The 17,981-nt window shown below is 56.0% G+C and carries 17 protein-coding genes; 14 read left to right on the plus strand and 3 right to left on the minus strand.

Translation table 11 applies throughout. The features are described from left to right. The 9 genes from G6R15_RS21270 (at position 1) to G6R15_RS21310 (ending at position 9,021) form a co-directional block, all read left to right on the plus strand. Entirely contained in the window at positions 1-1,092 is a 1,092-nt protein-coding gene (locus tag G6R15_RS21270; RefSeq protein ID WP_164662021.1) for an acyltransferase, read from the plus strand. Between the two features lie 58 nt (positions 1,093-1,150). Beyond that, positions 1,151-2,086: a hypothetical protein gene (locus tag G6R15_RS21275; RefSeq protein ID WP_164662023.1), complete on the plus strand. Its 936-nt coding sequence runs from the start codon at positions 1,151-1,153 to the stop codon at positions 2,084-2,086. Between the two features lie 74 nt (positions 2,087-2,160). After that, positions 2,161-3,642: a lipid II flippase MurJ gene (locus tag G6R15_RS21280; RefSeq protein WP_164662024.1), complete on the plus strand. Its 1,482-nt coding sequence runs from the start codon at positions 2,161-2,163 to the stop codon at positions 3,640-3,642. A gap of 4 nt (positions 3,643-3,646) precedes the next feature. Next, complete coding sequence (locus G6R15_RS21285) at positions 3,647-4,573, plus strand: Gfo/Idh/MocA family protein (RefSeq protein WP_205520611.1); 927 nt, start codon at positions 3,647-3,649, stop codon at positions 4,571-4,573. After that, the gene (locus G6R15_RS21290; protein WP_205520613.1) at positions 4,570-5,259 is read left to right on the plus strand and encodes an acylneuraminate cytidylyltransferase family protein; all 690 of its coding nucleotides are present in this window, start codon (positions 4,570-4,572) and stop codon (positions 5,257-5,259) included. Before G6R15_RS21285 ends, G6R15_RS21290 begins: the two co-directional genes overlap by 4 nt. A gap of 15 nt (positions 5,260-5,274) precedes the next feature. Further along, complete coding sequence (locus tag G6R15_RS21295) at positions 5,275-6,039, plus strand: oxidoreductase (RefSeq protein WP_164662027.1); 765 nt, start codon at positions 5,275-5,277, stop codon at positions 6,037-6,039. Between the two features lie 11 nt (positions 6,040-6,050). Then, complete coding sequence (gene neuC / locus G6R15_RS21300) at positions 6,051-7,190, plus strand: UDP-N-acetylglucosamine 2-epimerase (protein ID WP_164662029.1); 1,140 nt, start codon at positions 6,051-6,053, stop codon at positions 7,188-7,190. 34 nt (positions 7,191-7,224) lie between these two features. Beyond that, a complete protein-coding gene (locus tag G6R15_RS21305; RefSeq protein ID WP_164662031.1) occupies positions 7,225-7,872 on the plus strand; it encodes a sugar transferase in 648 nt (215 codons plus the stop codon). 15 nt (positions 7,873-7,887) lie between these two features. Beyond that, positions 7,888-9,021 carry an acyltransferase gene (locus G6R15_RS21310; protein ID WP_164662033.1) on the plus strand — a complete coding sequence of 378 codons (1,134 nt, stop codon included), beginning with the start codon at positions 7,888-7,890 and terminating at the stop codon, positions 9,019-9,021. Positions 9,022-9,104: 83 nt separating this feature from the next. On the opposite strand, the gene G6R15_RS21315 is transcribed toward G6R15_RS21310, so the two are convergent. The 3 genes from G6R15_RS21315 to G6R15_RS21325 form a co-directional block, all read right to left on the minus strand. Further along, on the minus strand, positions 9,105-9,509 hold the full coding sequence (locus G6R15_RS21315) for a hypothetical protein (protein WP_164662035.1): 405 nt from the start codon (positions 9,507-9,509) through the stop codon (positions 9,105-9,107). A gap of 123 nt (positions 9,510-9,632) precedes the next feature. Continuing rightward, positions 9,633-9,968: a hypothetical protein gene (locus G6R15_RS21320; protein ID WP_164662037.1), complete on the minus strand. Its 336-nt coding sequence runs from the start codon at positions 9,966-9,968 to the stop codon at positions 9,633-9,635. Between the two features lie 119 nt (positions 9,969-10,087). Further along, entirely contained in the window at positions 10,088-11,218 is a 1,131-nt protein-coding gene (locus G6R15_RS21325; protein ID WP_164662038.1) for a glycosyltransferase family 4 protein, read from the minus strand. A gap of 253 nt (positions 11,219-11,471) precedes the next feature. On the opposite strand from G6R15_RS21325, the gene G6R15_RS21330 reads away from it, so the two are divergent. From G6R15_RS21330 to tviB, 5 genes are all read left to right on the plus strand, one after another. Further along, a complete protein-coding gene (locus G6R15_RS21330) occupies positions 11,472-13,520 on the plus strand; it encodes a glycosyl hydrolase family 28-related protein (protein ID WP_164662040.1) in 2,049 nt (682 codons plus the stop codon). A 201-nt stretch (positions 13,521-13,721) separates the two neighbouring features. After that, positions 13,722-14,735: an NAD-dependent epimerase/dehydratase family protein gene (locus tag G6R15_RS21335; RefSeq protein ID WP_164662042.1), complete on the plus strand. Its 1,014-nt coding sequence runs from the start codon at positions 13,722-13,724 to the stop codon at positions 14,733-14,735. A gap of 19 nt (positions 14,736-14,754) precedes the next feature. Continuing rightward, complete coding sequence (locus tag G6R15_RS21340; protein WP_164662044.1) at positions 14,755-15,591, plus strand: bifunctional 2-polyprenyl-6-hydroxyphenol methylase/3-demethylubiquinol 3-O-methyltransferase UbiG; 837 nt, start codon at positions 14,755-14,757, stop codon at positions 15,589-15,591. 354 nt (positions 15,592-15,945) lie between these two features. Further along, positions 15,946-16,671 (plus strand): class I SAM-dependent methyltransferase, encoded by a 726-nt coding sequence (locus G6R15_RS21350; protein WP_164662046.1) that lies wholly within the window; start codon positions 15,946-15,948, stop codon positions 16,669-16,671. 18 nt (positions 16,672-16,689) lie between these two features. Further along, positions 16,690-17,964 carry a Vi polysaccharide biosynthesis UDP-N-acetylglucosamine C-6 dehydrogenase TviB gene (gene tviB / locus G6R15_RS21355; RefSeq protein WP_164662047.1) on the plus strand — a complete coding sequence of 425 codons (1,275 nt, stop codon included), beginning with the start codon at positions 16,690-16,692 and terminating at the stop codon, positions 17,962-17,964. The last annotated feature ends 17 nt before the right edge of the window (positions 17,965-17,981 follow it).

Below are 17,981 nucleotides of genomic sequence, written 5' to 3' on the forward strand. Positions count from 1 at the left end.
ATGTCAGACACAACAGCACATCCCGAGCAGACCGCGACCTCGATCCCGCAGGCCAGACAGGCCGCGCGCATTCATGGACTGGATCTGTTGCGCGGTGTGTGCGCAATCTTTGTGGCGACCTATCATTTTATGCTGTGGCAGGGATATGGAGAGGTCGAAAGCCTTGGCACCTTTCCCGTCTACACTTTCTTTGTGCTCTCGGCGCTGACGATTTCCCATATCTACCAGCACAAGTTTTCCGAGGTGATCAGCAAGCGGGACCTCTATGTCTTCTTGTACAAACGCATGAGCCGGGTGTTGCCGCTGCTGGCGATTGTAGCTCTGGTCATGGCGCTGTTGCGGGTGGCGGTGAAGCCCGAGTTTGATATCGACGTGATCACGCGGTTCATCATGACCGCAACCGGGGCCTTTGCCTTTCACATGCCGGCCTTGATGTCCAACACCATTGGGGCTTGGTCACTGGGGATCGAGTTTGTCTTTTACATTCTGTTCCCGATCGTGGCTCTGCTGATGCCAAAGCAGTTGAACGCAAAGCTGTTCCTGGTTTTTGGTGCGTTGGTGCTGCTTCAGCTTGCTTCGATCCACAAGGTTCTGGCGTTCGAGCCCGAGTTTGCCTGGTACAGCTTTGTTATGCCTGTGACCTTTGCGCCTTTCTTTCTGGGCGGGATGCTCATTCTCTATTTCAAGAAGCGTGAACAGCGGGGGTTTGCCTTGGCGGCCATGGTCTGTTTGAGCGTGATGTCGTTCTGCTCGCTGATCACCCCGGTCCAGATCGGCAAGGACCCGGTTCTGTTCACCGCCTTGATGGGGTTATCCATTGCTGCGGTCTATTTCTCGTACAACTGCAAACTGTCCGGGATCGGCGAGAAGATCGCACATGAGGTCGGGCGGCTGAGTTATCCCTTGTATCTGACCCATTGGTTCAGCTTTCAGCTGGTATCGAAGCTGGGCGGGCACCTCGCGCTTGAGGGGGTTGCCCTCTGGGTTGTGTTCTTTGGTGTGGCGATGGGGGTTGCGCATGTGGCCAACATCCTGTGTGAGATGCCGATGCAGCGATACTTGAATGGCCGTTTGCGCCAGCGCAGCGGTTAAGTCAGTATGCGTGGATCGTTTACCCCCATGAACACTCTATTGAAGGTGAGGCGCTAACGTGTTGGTCGTTCGAAAAACCACCGTTTTGTGGATGGGCTTGTTCCTGATTTTTGCCATGGCAGGAATAGTCATTTTGCCGGACACCGAGATCGACAACCTTCAGTTTCTGGGGTGGCAAGATGGGTTCTTCTCGCAGATGAACCACATCCAGTATTTTTACATCTGGTCAGATTTCGAGCCTCTGTCACAGCTGAATGCGCATTTGGTCCGGTGGCTTCTTTATTACCCCATCTTTCATTTCGGCCCACATGACTACTTCTTTTATGCGCTCTATGCGGCGCCGATCTCGTTTCTGCTGGCGCGCCAGAAAATGTGGCTGGTGATTCTGATTTTGCTCTTGATGCCCTTTGCCTTGAGCTTGCGGTCGGGGCTGGCGGCCATCGGGTTGGTGAGCGTCTATTTTGTTATGTTCCACCGCCTTAACGCCGGGCTGGTGCTGACGTTTGGGGCGCTCTTGTGTGTCTTCAGCAGCGCCACCTTGCTGCAGGCGTCGATCTTCTTTTGCTACGTCGTCTACAAGCGTGGACTGCGGCTCAAAGAGGTCATTCCGCTTCTGATCATGCTGGCGTTTCTGGTGATCGGTGTCAGTGACAAGGTGATCGGTGCTTTGGCAGGGGATGTCGGGTATGTGGATGTCGGGGGAAGCAGCAATATTCTGATTGCTTACGTGATGCGCGGCACCATCATTGTCAGCTTTCTGCACAACAACCCAAGGGCCTATGTCTATCTTGCGCTCCTTGTGGTCCTGCTGATCTATGTGGTCCGCCTGCTGATCAAACGCGGGGTCGTTCAGGGGATGCGCCGGGTGATGCTGTTGTGTCTGTTGCCTGGGTTCATACTGGAAGGGCTCGGTGTTGTTGCGGCCTTTCCGATTGTGGTCTGGGCCTTGGTTCCAAAATACTGGCGTGGTTTGTCCGAGGAGAAACCCCTTTGAGCATTCCCGTCGCCTGGGTCGGCTGAGACCTCTGCAAGATATATCATCAAACGCTTTGAATTAGAGAACCATCTATGAAATCCGCTCTGTCCGCCTCTGCCCTGATCAGCTTTGCCTTGCTGTTGGGGCGTCTCTCTGGGTTTCTTCGTGAAACTCTTTTGGCGGGGCGTTTGGGCACAACGGCCGAGGCAGACGCTGCGATCCTGATCCTGACCCTGCCTGATTTCATGGTGGGGCTGTTGCTGGCAGGGGGCTTCAGTGCAGCCCTTGTGCCAGTGCTCAAACAGCACAAGGGCACGGATCGGCTGTTTCTGACGCGCCGGTCGAGCCTGGTGATCGCGTTGGGGTTTGTGGTGCTGGCGTTGTTGATCGCAGTGTTCGCCGAGCCGGTTATTCGCCTGTTCATCCCGAGGGTGGATTTTGCCGCGCTGCCGGATTTTGTCCCGGGCTTCAACCTGAGTCTGATGGCGCTGCCGGTGGCGGCACTGATCGGGGTTTCAACCAGCTATCTCAACACCGTGGGCCGCTTTACCATTCCCAGCCTCAGCGTGCTGGTCTTCAACGGGACGATCTGTATCTATCTGGCGCTGCCCTTCGTGGACCCCGCCCAGCTTGTGGGCTTTGCCGGGGTGGTGCTGCTGGCGGCGGTGCTGCGGCTTCTGTTTCAGTTGCGTGCGATGCCCGAGACGATGCGCAAACCGACAGGCACCCCGCCGCCCTGGCCGCCGGGGCTGATGCGCAAATTTGTCGTGGGCACCCTGGGGTTCAGCGTCATCGTCGGTGCGGCCATCGTGTTCCGCTCGCTGCATGCCCTGAACGGTGAGGGGTATATGGCGGTTTTCAATTACGCTCAGAAACTGTTCGAACTGCCCGCTGCCCTGCTGATCGCGCCGGTGGTGATCGTGCTTCTGCCGACGCTTGCGGGGCTGGACCCCGCCGACACCGACACGTTCGAGGATTACGCCCGCAAGGGGATGCTGGCCGGTCTGACCCTGGCCTGTGTGGCCGCAGCAGCAGGCGGGCTGTTCATGCCCACCATCGTGCGCATCATCTTTGAACATGGCGCCATGACGCCCGCGGAAAGCGCCCGCATTACCCAGACCGCGCGGGTGCTGGTCGCCGCTCTGCCGCTGTATGCGCTGTTGCAACTCAGCGCCACGGCGCTCAACGCCCAAGGGCGTCCGACCCTGATGATGATCAACAGCTTTATTGGTCTGGGCGCAGGCGTGGCCTTTTACGGCGTTGTGCTCGCTTTGGGATGGGGCGAAAACGCGGCTGCCTCGGGCTTTGTCATGTTCCATATTGTTGCCGCCGCCCTGTGCATGGGGGCCACGTTCGGATGGGGGCTACCCAGCGGGGCGACGGTGCGGGCGGTGCTGTTCATGCTGGTGAAACTGACCCTGGGGCTGGCACCTTTTGTCTATCTGGCAACGGTGACACCGGATATGCCGATCTGGCTGGGTTTTGCTTCTCTTGTGGGGGCCAGCTTGCTACTGACCGCAGTGAACCTGCCTTTGATCAAGCCTTTGATTAAGATGAAGATCGACAGAAGTTGAGAGAATGACACGGATGGCGCAACAGGCTCTGGTGATCGGCTATGGTTCTATCGGCAAACGCCATGACGCGGTGCTGAGCGAGCTGGGATTGAGCACGGCCATCTACAGCCGCCGCGCCATCGACCATCCCTGCAGCTATCAATCGCTGGACCTGGCGTTGAGCGATTTTGCCCCCGATTACGTGGTGATCGCCAACCGCACATCGGAACACCTCAGCACGCTGCACGCGCTGAAATCGCTGGGTTACGCGGGCCGCATCCTGGTGGAAAAGCCGCTGTTTTCCGAGTTGGACGACATCCCCGAGGGGATGGGGGACGCCATTCGCGTTGGGTATAACCTGCGCTTTCACCCGATCCTGCTGCGCCTGCGAGAGCTGTTGCAGGGGCAGACGATCTGCACCTTTCAGGCCTATGTCGGGCAGTATCTGCCGACTTGGCGGCCGGGCACGGATTACCGCGACAGCTATTCGGCGCGCGCCGACGAAGGCGGCGGGGCGCTGTTGGATCTCAGCCACGATATCGACTACACCATCTGGCTTTTGGGCGGTTGGTCGCGGGTCACAGCCATGGGCGGCAAGACCAGCGCGCTTGAGATCGACAGCGACGATGCCTTTTCCCTGCTGCTGGACACCCCGCGCTGCCCGGTGGTGCATGTGCATGTGAATTACCTCAACCGCACCGCCCGCCGCGAGATCGTGGTCAACACCACCACCCGCACCTATGTGGCCGATCTGGTGGGCAGCCGGATCCTGATCGACGGTGCCGCCGATGATCAACCGATTGAACGAAACGAGACCTATGCCGCCATGCACCGCGATGCCATGGGGCCGGACACCGGGCTGTGCTGTACCGCGCCCCAGGGGCTGGCGCTGATGCGCCTGCTGGATGCGGCGCGGCAGGCCTCAATAGAACATGTTTGGATAACACCGTGATACTTTCTTCGATTTGTGCGCGTGGCGGCTCTAAGGGCGTCAAGAACAAGAACCTTCGCATAATCGCGGGTCGCCCGTTGATTGCGCACACTGTTCAGCAGATCCTGGACAGTGGCCTGTTCGAACATATCGCCATCAGCAGCGACAGCGACGCCATCCTTGACGCCGCAGGCAAGGCCGGGGCCGACATCCTGATCAAACGCCCCGATGAATTGGCCACCGACACAGCCGCCAAGCTGCCGGTGATCCAGCACTGTTTCCAGCAGGCCGAGGCCACAACCGGCAAGACCTTTGATCATCTGATCGATCTGGATGCCACAGCGCCTTTGCGGGCGGTGTCGGACATCACGGCGGTGGCCGACCTGCTGAAACAACCCGGCACCACCAATGTCATCACCGGGGCGCCCGCGCGCCGCTCGCCCTATTTCAACCTGGTGGAATGTGACGAAAACGGCGTGCCAAGCCTGTCCAAGGCCCCCAAAGGCGCCGTGGTGCGCCGTCAGGATGCGCCGGAATGTTATGACATGAACGCCTCGATCTATGGCTGGACGCGGGAGGCGCTGTTTGATCAGGCCTCGCTCTTTGAGCCGGGCACGCGGCTGCATGTGATGCCCGAGGACCGCTCGGTCGATATTGATAGCGAGCTGGATTTCCAGTTCGTCGAAATGCTGATGAACGCGCGCTGAGCCGGGAGAGAGATCATGTTGCAGGATAAGGTTATCGTCGTCACAGGTGGGGCCGGGCTGATCGGGTCGCGGTTCTGTCAGGCCATCGCCGATCAGGGCGGCATCGCCGTTGTGGCGGATCTGAACCTTGAGGCTGCGGAAAAGACCGCGCAAACCGTGGGCGGGGACACAGGCCGTGCCATCGCACTGAAACTTGACATCACCGACAAGGCCAGCCTTGAGGCCGGGATCGCCACGCTGCACGACCGCTTTGGCCGCATCGACGGGCTGATCAACAACGCCTACCCGCGCAACAAGAACTATGGCCGCCGCCTGGAAGAGGTGGAATATGCCGATTTCTGCGAAAACATGTCCCTGCACCTGGGCGGTTATTTCCTGACCAGCCAGGTGTTTTCGGCCTATTTCGCCGAGCAGAAAGGCGGCGCAATCGTCAACATGTCCTCGATCTATGGCGTCATGGCCCCAAGGTTCGAGGTCTATGACAACACGCCCATGACCATGCCCGTGGAATACGCCGCGATCAAATCCGGGGTGGTGCATCTGACCCGTTATTTCGCCCAGTATTACAAGGCGTCTGGCGTGCGGGTGAACACGCTCAGCCCAGGCGGGGTCGAGGACGGGCAGGCGCCATCGTTCCTGGCGGCTTATGCGCAGTTCTGCGGCACCAAGGGAATGCTGGATGCCGATGATCTGACCGGCGGTCTGGTGTTCTTGCTTTCGGATCACGCGCGATACGTTACGGGCCAGAACTTGGTCATTGACGATGGCTTTTCGCTGTAAGGGAGCGGGTGATGAAGATCCATTACGTCACGGGCAGCCGCGCCGATTTCGGCCTGATGCGGCTGGTGTTGCAGCATCTGAACGCCCAAGCGGGTCTGGATGTCGCCTGCGTGGTGACCGGTCAGAACCTGCTGGAAAAATACGGCAACAGCCGCGCCGACATCGTCCAAAGCGGGCTGCGCATCGCGCGCGACATTCCGGTGGAACTGAGCGGTCGTGATGGGGCCGAGATGGGCCAGGCACTGGCGCATGAACTGCTGGGCTTTCTCGATTGTTGGCAAGACGACCGCCCCGATCTGGTGCTGGTTTTGGGCGATCGGGGCGAGATGCTGGCGGCTGCGCTGGCGGCTGTCCATCTGGGCATCCATGTGGCCCATATTCACGGCGGCGAGGTCTCGGGCACGCTGGATGAAAGCTTTCGCCACGCGATCAGCAAGCTGGCGCATTTCCATTTCCCCGCCAATGGTGACGCCGCCGACCGCCTGCGCCGCATGGGCGAGCAGGCAGATCACATCTGGACCACAGGCGCGCCGGGTCTGGTTGGGGTGAGAGAGGGCACCGCGCGCGACCCGAACTGGTTGCGCCAGCGGTTTGATCTGAAGGTCACCGGCGCCCCGGTTCTGGTGGTGTTTCACCCGGTGGTACAGCAGGCCGCGCAAGCCGCCGAGCAAACTGCGCAGATCCTGCAGCTGCTGTTGGAGCAGGACTGTCACGGGCTGATCATGCGCCCCAACTCGGATGCGGGTGCCGAGCTGATCGACCAGGAGCTGGATCGTTTTGCTGCCAGCCCGGAACACGGGGGACGCTTCCGCATCCTGGCGCATCTGGAGCGATCGGAATACCTGAATTGTCTGGCCAATTGCGATCTGATGATCGGCAACAGCTCGTCGGGGATCATCGAAAGCGCCAGCTTTGATCTGGCCTGTCTGAACCTGGGCGATCGTCAGAATGGCCGTTTGCGCAATGCCAATGTGGTGGATTGCCCGGACATCGATCTGAAACAGATGCGCGCGGCCTTTCAGACGGCGCTGACCTTGCAGCCCCCGTTTGAAAACGCTTATGGGGATGGCAAAACGGCTGAGCGGATGGCCAAGATCCTGCCCGATCTGCCGCTGACGCAAGAGACCCTGTCCAAGATAAACGCTTATTGAACGCTAAAACCCTTTGTTAGAGAAAGACCCTGACATGTCGCAGTCGCACAGCTCTATTCGGAAACCCAAAACCGCGACCGTGGTGGCCCTGCGCCTGTGCGATCTGTGCATTGCGGTGCCCATGGCGCTTTTGTTTGCCATTCCGATGTTGATTGCGGCACTGGCGATCTGGCTAGAGGACCGCGACAGCGTGCTGTTCAAGCAGATCCGGGTCGGGCAGGGGACACGCCCCTTCAAGATCTTCAAGTTCCGCACCATGTACACCGATAAAAGCCGGATGATGGGGGATGAACACAAAGGCGCACCCTCAGAAGAGGCGCGCGCGCAATTTCAGACCACATCGGCCAACGACAGCCGGATCACCAAGGTGGGCAAGGTGCTGCGCCCCACCCATATGGACGAGCTGCCACAACTTTTGAACGTGGTGTTGGGGCATATGTCGCTGGTGGGTGTGCGCCCTGACGTGCCGGTGCAAGAGGCCGATTACACGCCCGAGGTCTGGCAGGACCGCCACCTGCTGCGCCCCGGCATCACCGGCTTTGCCCAGGTGGATTCCACGGTCGAGACCACCGAACAGCGCACCGCCCAGGATCTGCGTTGGGTGCGCAATGCTTCTGTCGCGGCTTATGTTCAAACTCTGCTCAAGACCGTGACCAAGGTTCTCAAACGCAACAGTCTCTGAAAGGTCCACGCCTGCATGACCAGCCCAAAGACGCCAACGCCGAAGACCCCACTACGGATTTCTTCCGAAGGCAAATACACTTTGGATCTCATGCGTGCGCTTGCGGCACAGATGGTGTTGTTGGGGCATATCTTCGGGATATTGGGGAGCAGCGCTGCTTTGCGGGACATCGCTGCCGTGCCGGTGGTGGTGTTTTTTGTCCTGTCGGGGTACCTCATTACACATTCAGCCGAGAACCTGCGGCACAGAGGAGCAGGGTTCCGGGCCTTTTTCATCTCGCGATTTTCAAGGATTTTCCCACCCTATCTGCTCTGCCTGTGTCTGATTGCCCTAGTAGATGTGACCATCGTTCGGACCGGGGTTTTCGGGGCGTATGAGTTTGCGCCGCAGGTGACGCTCAAGGAATTCCTAGGCAACATCTTCATGTTGCAGGTTCGCCCTGTGGTTGGGTCTGTAGGACGCGCGTTGTTGTGGGAGGTGAACCAGTTCGGGTCTGCGCGCCCGTTCTGGACGATCAGCTTTGAATGGTGGCTCTACATGAGTTTTGGCATCGTCTTCTTTTTTCGCCATCAGTTGGGGCGGCCCTGGATTCTGCTTGCCCTTGGCATCTGCGGGGCGGTGCCGGCCTTGAACATCCTGAGTGAAAACGAGTTTTCCAGCGGATTGACATGGGTCTGGCTGGCGGGGGCAGGGCTCTATTACCTGAACAGACGATGGAACCCAGGGTGGATGTCCGCCCGAACCCTGTTGATTATGGCCGGGATGTTCGCGATGTACGTGCTGGTCGATTACGCGGCCAACATCAAAAAGTTTTCCATGGTTGATGTCTATGATCTGAGCTTCATGGTTCTTTTGGTGCTCCCTGTCGCGCTGATGATCATCTACAGCCAATGGTTCCCCGGTCGTGCCCGTAGATGGGTGGTCGCGCCGCGGGTCGTGTCCTTTCTGGCAAGCTACTCCTATTCGCTTTATCTGATCCATTTCACGGTGATTGTTGTGGTCTCGCAGATCATGCCCGACGCATCCATCTGGATATCCGGAGCCTGCATGGTCGTGTCGGCAAATCTGGTCGCGATTTGCGTGGCGAGCGTCACGGAATTCAGATTGCACAACATCAGGGACCAGATGAGCCGTCGTTGGATCTCTTGAACAAGCGAGGCCGCAAAGGTACTCAAGCGTAACAATCTGCTACGAGATTTCTTTTCCATACCTGCTGGTTAACCCGTTCCTGATCACGCCGAGATGGTTGGTTTGGACTTTGCTCTCCGCCGTTCTGACATCCCCCAAAAGATCAAGACGGCAACCGGAATTACCCATTTTAGGATGTCCAAAGTAAACGCTAGGATGAACCTCTTGGGGCCAGACAGGAGAAGATCCAATTCGCTTTCTGGCAGCTCAAGGATTTCGTTATCGTCTTGCGTTGAAAAGGCGGTTTTCAGAGCTGCGTACATACCTGAAAATGCGTCTTCATCTCTGTTGTCTATTTCAGGCCGATAAAAGGCTTCAGCCTGTGCCCAAATGATGTCCTGAACCGACAGGATTTCGCCAGAGCTGTTTTGTATCGTGACTCCGTAGTCCGGGTCGAGCATGTGCCACTCATTATCCCAGAACGCTTCGACAACGACATGTCCGTTCAATCCCACAATGCGTGATTTTATGCCGAACCTGTTCAAGGTGCGGGCCAACAGGTGAGAAACCTGACTGCAGAAGAACGAAGCATTGCCCAAAAGCAGATCGCGTTCTGACTGCCGGACTGCAAATCAGTTATCGTATGCCGCTAACATAGTAGAAAGCCAGTTCGACTGCAGGTTATGCTGTCCGGGACCAGTTCGCAGGTGGATGGCCCGTCGGTCCGCAAGATCGAGAAGATGCAAGGCAGTTTCTCTTTGGTCGGTCGTTTCGCCAACGACATTTTTCGTCTCTTCGGTCCATTCTGATAGCGTTTGCGTTCGCCAATACAGATCAGCATCAAAGGCATCGTTTGGCTCTTGTTGAGACAAAGGTGGCTTTGCCGGGAACAGGTAGCCGGAAATCGAAATCACCAGAAGAATGGCGGCGACGAAGGCAAGAAAACGCCATATATTAACGCGTAACACTATACGAAGTCCCTTGGACTAACTTATTGAAGAAACGTTGAGTTTCAATAAGCGCGAAATCGCGGGTCGAACAACCGTTTGCACGACATAGAGTTTCGACCGAGCTTCCTCAAACCGGCCTATCCTTGTAGAGTCTGTTTCAGGGTGTCCAGATATTTCCCGATGACGGTGCGTTCGTCATATTGCGCTTCCATCTTTAGTCGCCCCTGCCGTCCCATTTCAATGCGTGCATCCGGGCCTAGAAGGATCATCTGTTCCATTTTTTGCGCAAGATCGCGGCTGTCTTTGGGCGCACACATGAAGCCGTTCACGGCATCATCCACCACATCCCGGCATCCTACGGCGTCCGCCGTGATGATCGGCCGCCCGATCGCGCAGGCTTCTAGCAGGGTTCTGGGTGTCCCTTCGCGGTAGGACGGCAGGACCACGCAATCGGCTGCGATGATCTCGGGAATGACATCCTCTTTGAAGTCCAGGTAGGAAACGATTCCCTCCTTCACCCAGCGTTGGATGGTTTTGGAGGGAATGGACGCCGGGTTGTCGATGCCCATGGATCCTAGCAGGTAGACTTCGGTGTTGGGGTGGCGTGTCTTGATGTCCCGTGCGGCGTCAGCGTATTCACCGATGCCCTTGTCCCAAAGCATTCGACTGACCAGAAGAAACCGGAAAGGAGTATGGGGATCATTCTGTACGCGGGGCGTGTATTTGAAACGCGTCAAATCAACGCCTGATCCCGGTAGAATGTCGGTGCGATCGTGGCGCAGGATTTTTTCATCGCGGAACAGGGCGTGGTCGTCGCGGTTCTGAAAAAAGACCAAGGCCGACTTCGCCAGCCCTGCCCGATACAGTTGTTTCACGATGCGCGTGATGGCGGATCTCGTCACAAAGGGAGCACCAAGCCCAGCGATGTTGTTGATGACCGGGATGTTCAGGACATTGGCGGCCAGCGAGCCGTAGACATTGGGTTTGACCGTGAACCCAAGATAGGCGTCTGGTTTGCTCTGGCGCATGGCGTTGAGGAATTTGAGGAAGATCCCGAAATCCGACACGGGGTTGGTGTTCATGCTCATCGGGATTTCGATGTATTCGGCACCAATGGCCGAGAACTTCTGTGAAAACTGATCGCGCGGGGCCAGCACGACAACGTGATACCCCCTTTCTATCAGCACTTTGATCAGTTCAGAGCGGGTAGACCAGACATATTGGGAGGTGTTTGCGCCCAAAGCAATCGTGCGCTTTTTCTCGTTCATGTTCGGCGTCCTATCCGTTCTGTTGCAATATCTGTGTGTCAGGCAAAGGTGATTTTCTGTAAATTTCGGAAGGAGCCATCGCACAGAGATTGATCCATGCGCAAGAGACTGTTTTCAGGCCGGTGTTGCGTATGCGTCGCGCGTTCTGGTGTCCCGCTGTAAAGAGCGCATGTGAAAAATAGTTTCTCACTTCAATCACAAGGGCTGGGGATTGCTTTGTTGTCTTGGCAAAGGCCCCTGGAGGAGACACAGAGTGGGATTACTACATCTCAAAAATGGTGCGCGTGCAGAAAGAAACGGGCAAGCACTTGAAGGTGCACGTCGATACATCTTCGTCAAAGACCAGGATATTTTGGCCAACATCTACAGGGACAGCAATCTGACGCACAAGCAGGCCAATCCGATCCTCTCGGGGCCAGATGGTGTGTTCGACCTGTGCTACCTGACTGATGGAATCTATCGGGTCGTGACAAAAGATTTTCAGGGCAATGTCCTGACGGAGCATGACGCTGTACAGATCGGGACCTCAAGCGCGATGTTGTTGTCGGGACAATGGGACTGCTGTCAGGATGTCCTAGAGGACACTGTCTTGTGCTACGAAGAACGTCGGGGCGCGCGCGTGGTGCGGGTCGGTGAAAGCTTTTCGGTTGCCGGAAATACGGTCACCTATCGTGTGGTAGAGGCAGAGGCCACAGATCACCATCTGACGACGGCGGGAGGGGTCAAGTTCCGTGTGATGGGTGGTGAGCGGGGCTATAACGTTCGCGCTTTCGGGGCGTTGGGGGACGGGGTGGTGGATGACACTGCTGCCATTCAGGCTGCCATCGATACAGGCAGCGATGTGTTCTTTCCAAAGGGCACGTACCGGGTATCGGGTTTGGTCATGCCCAACAATGACCAGCGGTTGGTGGGTGCTGGCTCGGCGATCTTGCAGAAAAATGCTGATGGTCCGCTGATCAGCGGCAGCGGGGATCGGGTGACGCTTGAAGGTCTGATCCTGCAAGGTGGCACCGATGCCATTCCGGAATACAGCGGTGACAATGTGGTTATGTCCGGCAACGGTTTCCAATTCCTGCGTAGCGCATCTTATTGGTGCCAGGGGCGTGCGATCAAAGCCACCGGGGCGCATGTTCTTGTTGTTGATCCCATCCATACCATTGCAACGGCTGACACCAGTGGCGATGGCTATGATATCGAGATCGGGCAGGCGGGGACGGCCACTTTGTACCATCGGATCTCCAACTGGTATGCAGGCAGCTTTAATGGTGGAATTCTGTTGGTCGACACCGGGTCCCACATGCTGTCGAATTGCCTGTTTGGCAAGTTGACAATCCAGGCAGGGACAAGACCCGGCGGTACTAATGGCGGGATGACCACGGGGTGTCGGATCGGGGGCGACGTTCTTGTCGAGATGTCGAATGCCGTATTCACCGGGAACCAACCGTCATCAAGTGGTTGTAATGTGACCTTTGCCCTGGGGACCTCTGGCTGTCGCTGGGATGTCAGCAACACCAGAGCTAAATCGATTTCGAATCTCGGGAATGCCAACAACTTGATTTTGCGCGAGACCTCAGAGGGTGGCCAGTCGACATTGGCGTTCGGGGATGACGGTTGGGATGCGCCGACTTCTGTATCGGCTCAGGGGGGATGGAGTTTTCCGGAAAACATCTATCTGAAAAACCAGTACAGCCTGCGCATCAAGGACAGTTCAGGTACTGATCGCATGGCGGTGTCTCTGTCGAGCAGTGATGATTGGTTCTTTGGTTCAGATACCGGGGCAAATTTCGCCAACTTCTCTTCGGGCTCGGGCGGTATTTATCTGGCCCCCGGCGGCAGTTCGGTGGTTCAGTGTTACGGGGGCGGTTTGCGGCCGACGGCGGACGGGGCTTCTAACCTTGGGACTGCGTCGCAACGCTGGGGCAATATTTATGCCACCAATGGGGCTATCAACACGTCGGATGAGCGGGAAAAGCGGGACATCCGCAGCCTCAACCGGGCCGAACGCCGTGTGGCCAAGAAGATCAAGTGCATGATCCGTGCCTTCCGCTGGAAGGATGCCCATGCGCAAAAGGGTGACGAGGCGCGGATTCATTTCGGAGTGATCGCGCAAGAGGTCCGCGATGCTTTTGTTGCTGAGGGGCTGGATGTCACCGAGTACGGAATCCTGTGCCACGATGTTTGGGAAGCCAGCCCCGGGCGCACCGATGGTGCGGACGACACCGTCTCTCCGGGGGTCGAAGCGGGCGAGCGCTATGGTGTGCGCTATGACGAGCTGTTGGCTTTTGTGATCGCAGCGTTGTGAACCTGGTTTGAAAATCTGGAACCATGCTTGGGGCCGTGCTTTCGCGGCCCCAAGCATGCTATGATGGAACGTTCTCTCTCTGGTACGGTGATGGGCTTGCATGTCGCACAGGAGTTTCAGGAATTGCCTGTATGGACAATTCCCAATCAGTTCCCAGTCGGGTAAGAGCAGGTGGAGAATTGATTGCGGTTGAGGATTAAAATGCAAAAGGTATTGGTCACAGGTACGGCCGGTTTTATCGGATTTCACCTAGCGAAATTGCTCCTGTCTGAGGGATACGAAGTTCACGGTTTTGATGCCATGACGGATTATTATGACGTCACCCTCAAGCGCCGCCGTCATGAAATGCTGCTGCAGAACCAGGGGTTTTCGGCGACCGAGGCCTATCTGGAAAAGGACGAAGCCTTTGCCAAGGCCGTGCAGGCGTTCAAGCCCGATGTCATCGTGCATTTGGCCGCACAGGCCGGGGTTCGCTACAGCCTGGAAAACCCGCGCGCCTATCTCGACAGCAACATTGTCGGCACCTTCAACGTGATGGAGGCCGCGCGCGAACTGGAGGTCAAGCATCTGCTTATGGCCTCGACCTCGTCGGTCTATGGGGCCAACGAAGAGATGCCGTTTGACGAGGTCGAAAAATGCGACACGCCGCTGACATTCTATGCCGCCACTAAGAAGGCCAATGAAAGCATGGCGCATTCCTATGCGCATCTGTGGAACTTGCCGACGACCATGTTCCGGTTCTTCACGGTCTACGGCACCTGGGGGCGCCCCGATCTGGCGCTTTATAAATTCGTGGATGCGATCCTGGATGGACGCCCGATCGACATCTACAACCACGGCGATATGTATCGCGATTTCACCTATGTCGATGATCTGGTGCGTGGCATCCGTCTTTTGATCGACGCAGTGCCGGAACGTCCCGCTTCGGCCGAAGATATCGAAGAAGGCGATAGCCTGTCCCCTGTGGCACCCTACCGGATCGTTAACATTGGAAACTCTGACAAGGTCAAGCTGCTTGATTTCGTCGACGCCATTGAAGAAGAACTGGGGCAGAAAGCCATCCGCAACTACATGGAGATGCAGAAGGGTGACGTGCCAGCCACGTGGGCCAATGCCGACCTTCTCAAGCGTTTGACCGGCTATTGCCCGGACACGGATGTCAAAGAGGGGATCGCCAAATTTGTTGCCTGGTTCAGGGATTATTACGATAAATAATTTGTTGCGGGAGATTGTTATGAATCAACATATGCATGAAGTGAATAGTGGTGAACGTTTTGGTTTTGGAGCCAATTGGGCGAGTTTTCTTAAAGTCCTGGATGACGATCGCATTGCCGAAGCAGAGGCGTCGCTGAAGGATCGGTTGGATGTCGAGCGCTTGGATGGCAAGACCTTTCTAGACATCGGTTCTGGCAGCGGTCTATTCAGTCTTTCAGCGCGCAGGCTGGGAGCAAAAGTGTTCTCTTTTGACTATGACCTCGATTCTGTGGGCTGTGCACAGGAATTACGTCAGCGCTATTTTCCCGATGACCCAGATTGGAAGATCGCGGCAGGTTCTGTGTTGGACACGGCCTATGTGGAACAGTACGATAAAGCTGATATTGTGTATTCTTGGGGTGTGCTGCATCACACCGGGTCCATGTGGGAGGCGATTGAAAATGCGCAGTCCCGCGTTGCCCCCGGTGGCATCTTCTTCATCTCAATCTACAATGATCAGGGCTTTCAATCGAGGGTGTGGACTTTTTTCAAAAAAATTTACAACAAATTGCCGGCGTTTTTGCGTCCAGCTTGGGCTGTTCTCATTATGGGACCATACGAACTTTGCAGGCTTTTGGTGCAAACCGTAAAAGGTCGACCGTTTGAGTACTTCCGCGGGATCATCAACTATCGATCCGCGCGCGGGATGTCGTATTGGCACGACCTGGTTGATTGGATCGGCGGATACCCTTTCGAGGTTGCCAAGCCCGATGAGATTTTTGCCTTTCTCAAGACGCGCGGATTTGTGCTTGAAAAGTTGAGAACTTGCGGTGGTGGATTGGGGTGTAATGAATTCGTATTTAAAAAAGTTTCGTAACCCGCTCAACGAAAGAACACCTGGCCAGTGTCATTAATCTGGTATGTTCCAAGCGCCATAATTAAAAAATCTATAGGAAAACATCTATGCCACAAAACGACAAAATCGCCGTGATCGGCCTTGGTTATGTCGGCTTGCCTCTGGCTGTGGAGTTCGGAAGAAACGCTCCAAGGGTGATCTTCATGCAGTAAGGTCGACTCGGTTGAGTGAGAATATCAAAATCAGAGAAAATTTGATCACCTTACCGATTGGGGTAACCTAATAATTTGAAGATTTACGGCAGGGAATTTTGGACTAATCAACTGATATTTTCATAAATTTCTTGACCGTCAAAATGGAGAAGACACTATGAGAATGACTAACTACGAATACGTCGTGCAATGGGCCGAGAAAACGACTCCAAAAAATGGGAAAATGCTTGATTATGGTTGTGGTGCTGGTGCTATTGTTGATTTAGCGCGACGCCATGGGGTAAATGCGTTTGGTTGTGATGTCTTTTACGATGGCGGTGATTATTCAGGGGAAGTTTTGGGGGAAAAGTTTGGAGAAACCATCTTTCGTATGGAGGGAGACACCATCCCATTTCCGGAAAACTACTTTGACATTGTGGTGAGTAACCAAGTACTTGAGCATGTGCCTGATCTGGATGTTGTGGTATCAGAAATGGCTAGAGTGCTTAAGCCGGGCGGTAAAGTTCTCAGTATGTTCCCGGATCGAGGGGTTTGGCGTGAAGGCCATTGTGGTGTTCCGTTTTTACATTGGTTCCCTAAGGGAAGTTCATTCAGAGTAAATTATGCGATGTTTTGGCGTGCTCTAGGCGGTGGTTATCATCATGGGGAAAAAAATGTTCGGCAATGGTCGGAAGAATTCTGCAAGTGGCTCGACGATTGGACGTATTATCGTAGTGTTGAAGAGATAGATGAAGTTTTCGAGAAATATTTTTCTCCGCGAACACCGTTGGAAGCTGATCTGTTTGTGAAGCGTACGGGCCGCAGAGGGATTCCGTTTAAGTCTATAATCGTCAGAAAGATGGCTCATTTAGCCTTTGAAAACGAAAAGATAAATTTGGAAAATGAGTGAGTGATTTTTGAAAAAATGATGAATTTTTCTGGCGCCAAAATCGCCGTTATCGGCCTTGGCTATGTCGGCCTACCTCTGGCTGTTGAATTTGGAAAGAAACGCTCCATAGTGGGTTTCGACATCAATCAACCTCGCATAGACGAGCTGCGCGCAGGCGAAGATCGCACACTTGAGGTCGAGCCCGAAGAACTGAAGGCCGCCAGCCAGTTGAGCTATACAGCCGACATCGAAGATCTGCGGGACTGCACCATTTTCATCGTCACAGTGCCGACCCCCATCGACGCCAATAAGAGCCCGGATCTGACACCGTTGCGCAAGGCTTCGGAAACCGTGGGGCAGGTGCTCAAGCCCGGCGATACCGTGATCTATGAAAGCACCGTCTTTCCCGGCGCCACCGAAGAGGAATGTGTGCCGGTGCTCGAGCGCGTCTCGGGCCTGACGTTCAACGCCGATTTCTTCGCCGGTTACAGCCCCGAGCGGATCAATCCCGGCGACAAGGAACACCGCCTGCCCACCATCAAGAAGGTCACTGCAGGCTCGACGCCCGAAGTGGCCGAAATGGTCAATGCGCTCTACGCCGAGATCGTGACTGCGGGCACGCATATGGCGTCTTCGATCCGGGTGGCCGAAGCGGCCAAGGTGATCGAAAATACGCAGCGCGACCTGAACATCGCGCTGATCAATGAACTGGCGATTATCTTCAATCGTATGGATATCGACACCGAGGCGGTTCTGGAAGCGGCCGGCACCAAATGGAACTTTCTGCCGTTCCGGCCCGGTCTGGTGGGGGGGCATTGTATCGGGGTCGACCCCTATTACCTGACCTCAAAGGCGGAATCGATCGGCTATCACCCCGAGGTGATCCTGGCCGGACGCCGGATCAACGATGGCATGGGCGCTTATGTGGCCAGTCAACTGGTCAAGACGATGATCAAGCGCCGCCTACATGTCGAAGGGTCGCGGGTTCTGGTTCTGGGGCTGACCTTCAAGGAAAACTGCCCCGACATCCGCAACACCAAAGTGGTCGATGTGATTTCCGAGTTGAAGGATTACGGCGTCCAGGTCGATGTGCATGATCCCTGGGTCGACGCGGGTGAGGCGATGCATGAATATGGTCTCGCTCTGACGCAGACCCCTGAAACAGGCAGCTATGATGGGATCATCCTGGCGGTGGCCCATGAAGAGTTCAAATCCCAAGGGGCGGCAGGTCTGCGCGCCCTGGGGCATGAAAACGCAGTGCTCTATGATGTGAAATCGGTACTGCCCGCGCAGGACGTGGATCTGCGGCTGTAAGAGGTTTTACCCTCGAA

Origin of the sequence: Tropicibacter sp. Alg240-R139 (assembly GCF_900537075.1) — a bacterium.
GTDB lineage: Bacteria > Pseudomonadota > Alphaproteobacteria > Rhodobacterales > Rhodobacteraceae > Falsiruegeria.

Bases quoted from the DNA above. Each gene is read 5' to 3' on its own strand.
- G6R15_RS21270 (WP_164662021.1), top strand. From the start codon at position 1: ATGTCAGACACAACAGCACATCCCGAGCAGACCGCGACCTCGATCCCG.
- G6R15_RS21280 (WP_164662024.1), top strand. From the start codon at position 2,161: ATGAAATCCGCTCTGTCCGCCTCTGCCCTGATCAGCTTTGCCTTGCTG.
- G6R15_RS21285 (WP_205520611.1), top strand. From the start codon at position 3,647: ATGACACGGATGGCGCAACAGGCTCTGGTGATCGGCTATGGTTCTATC.
- G6R15_RS21295 (WP_164662027.1), top strand. From the start codon at position 5,275: ATGTTGCAGGATAAGGTTATCGTCGTCACAGGTGGGGCCGGGCTGATC.
- neuC (WP_164662029.1), top strand. From the start codon at position 6,051: ATGAAGATCCATTACGTCACGGGCAGCCGCGCCGATTTCGGCCTGATG.
- G6R15_RS21305 (WP_164662031.1), top strand. From the start codon at position 7,225: ATGTCGCAGTCGCACAGCTCTATTCGGAAACCCAAAACCGCGACCGTG.
- G6R15_RS21310 (WP_164662033.1), top strand. From the start codon at position 7,888: ATGACCAGCCCAAAGACGCCAACGCCGAAGACCCCACTACGGATTTCT.
- G6R15_RS21325 (WP_164662038.1), bottom strand. From the start codon at position 11,218: ATGAACGAGAAAAAGCGCACGATTGCTTTGGGCGCAAACACCTCCCAA.
- G6R15_RS21335 (WP_164662042.1), top strand. From the start codon at position 13,722: ATGCAAAAGGTATTGGTCACAGGTACGGCCGGTTTTATCGGATTTCAC.
- G6R15_RS21340 (WP_164662044.1), top strand. From the start codon at position 14,755: ATGAATCAACATATGCATGAAGTGAATAGTGGTGAACGTTTTGGTTTT.
- G6R15_RS21350 (WP_164662046.1), top strand. From the start codon at position 15,946: ATGACTAACTACGAATACGTCGTGCAATGGGCCGAGAAAACGACTCCA.
- tviB (WP_164662047.1), top strand. From the start codon at position 16,690: ATGAATTTTTCTGGCGCCAAAATCGCCGTTATCGGCCTTGGCTATGTC.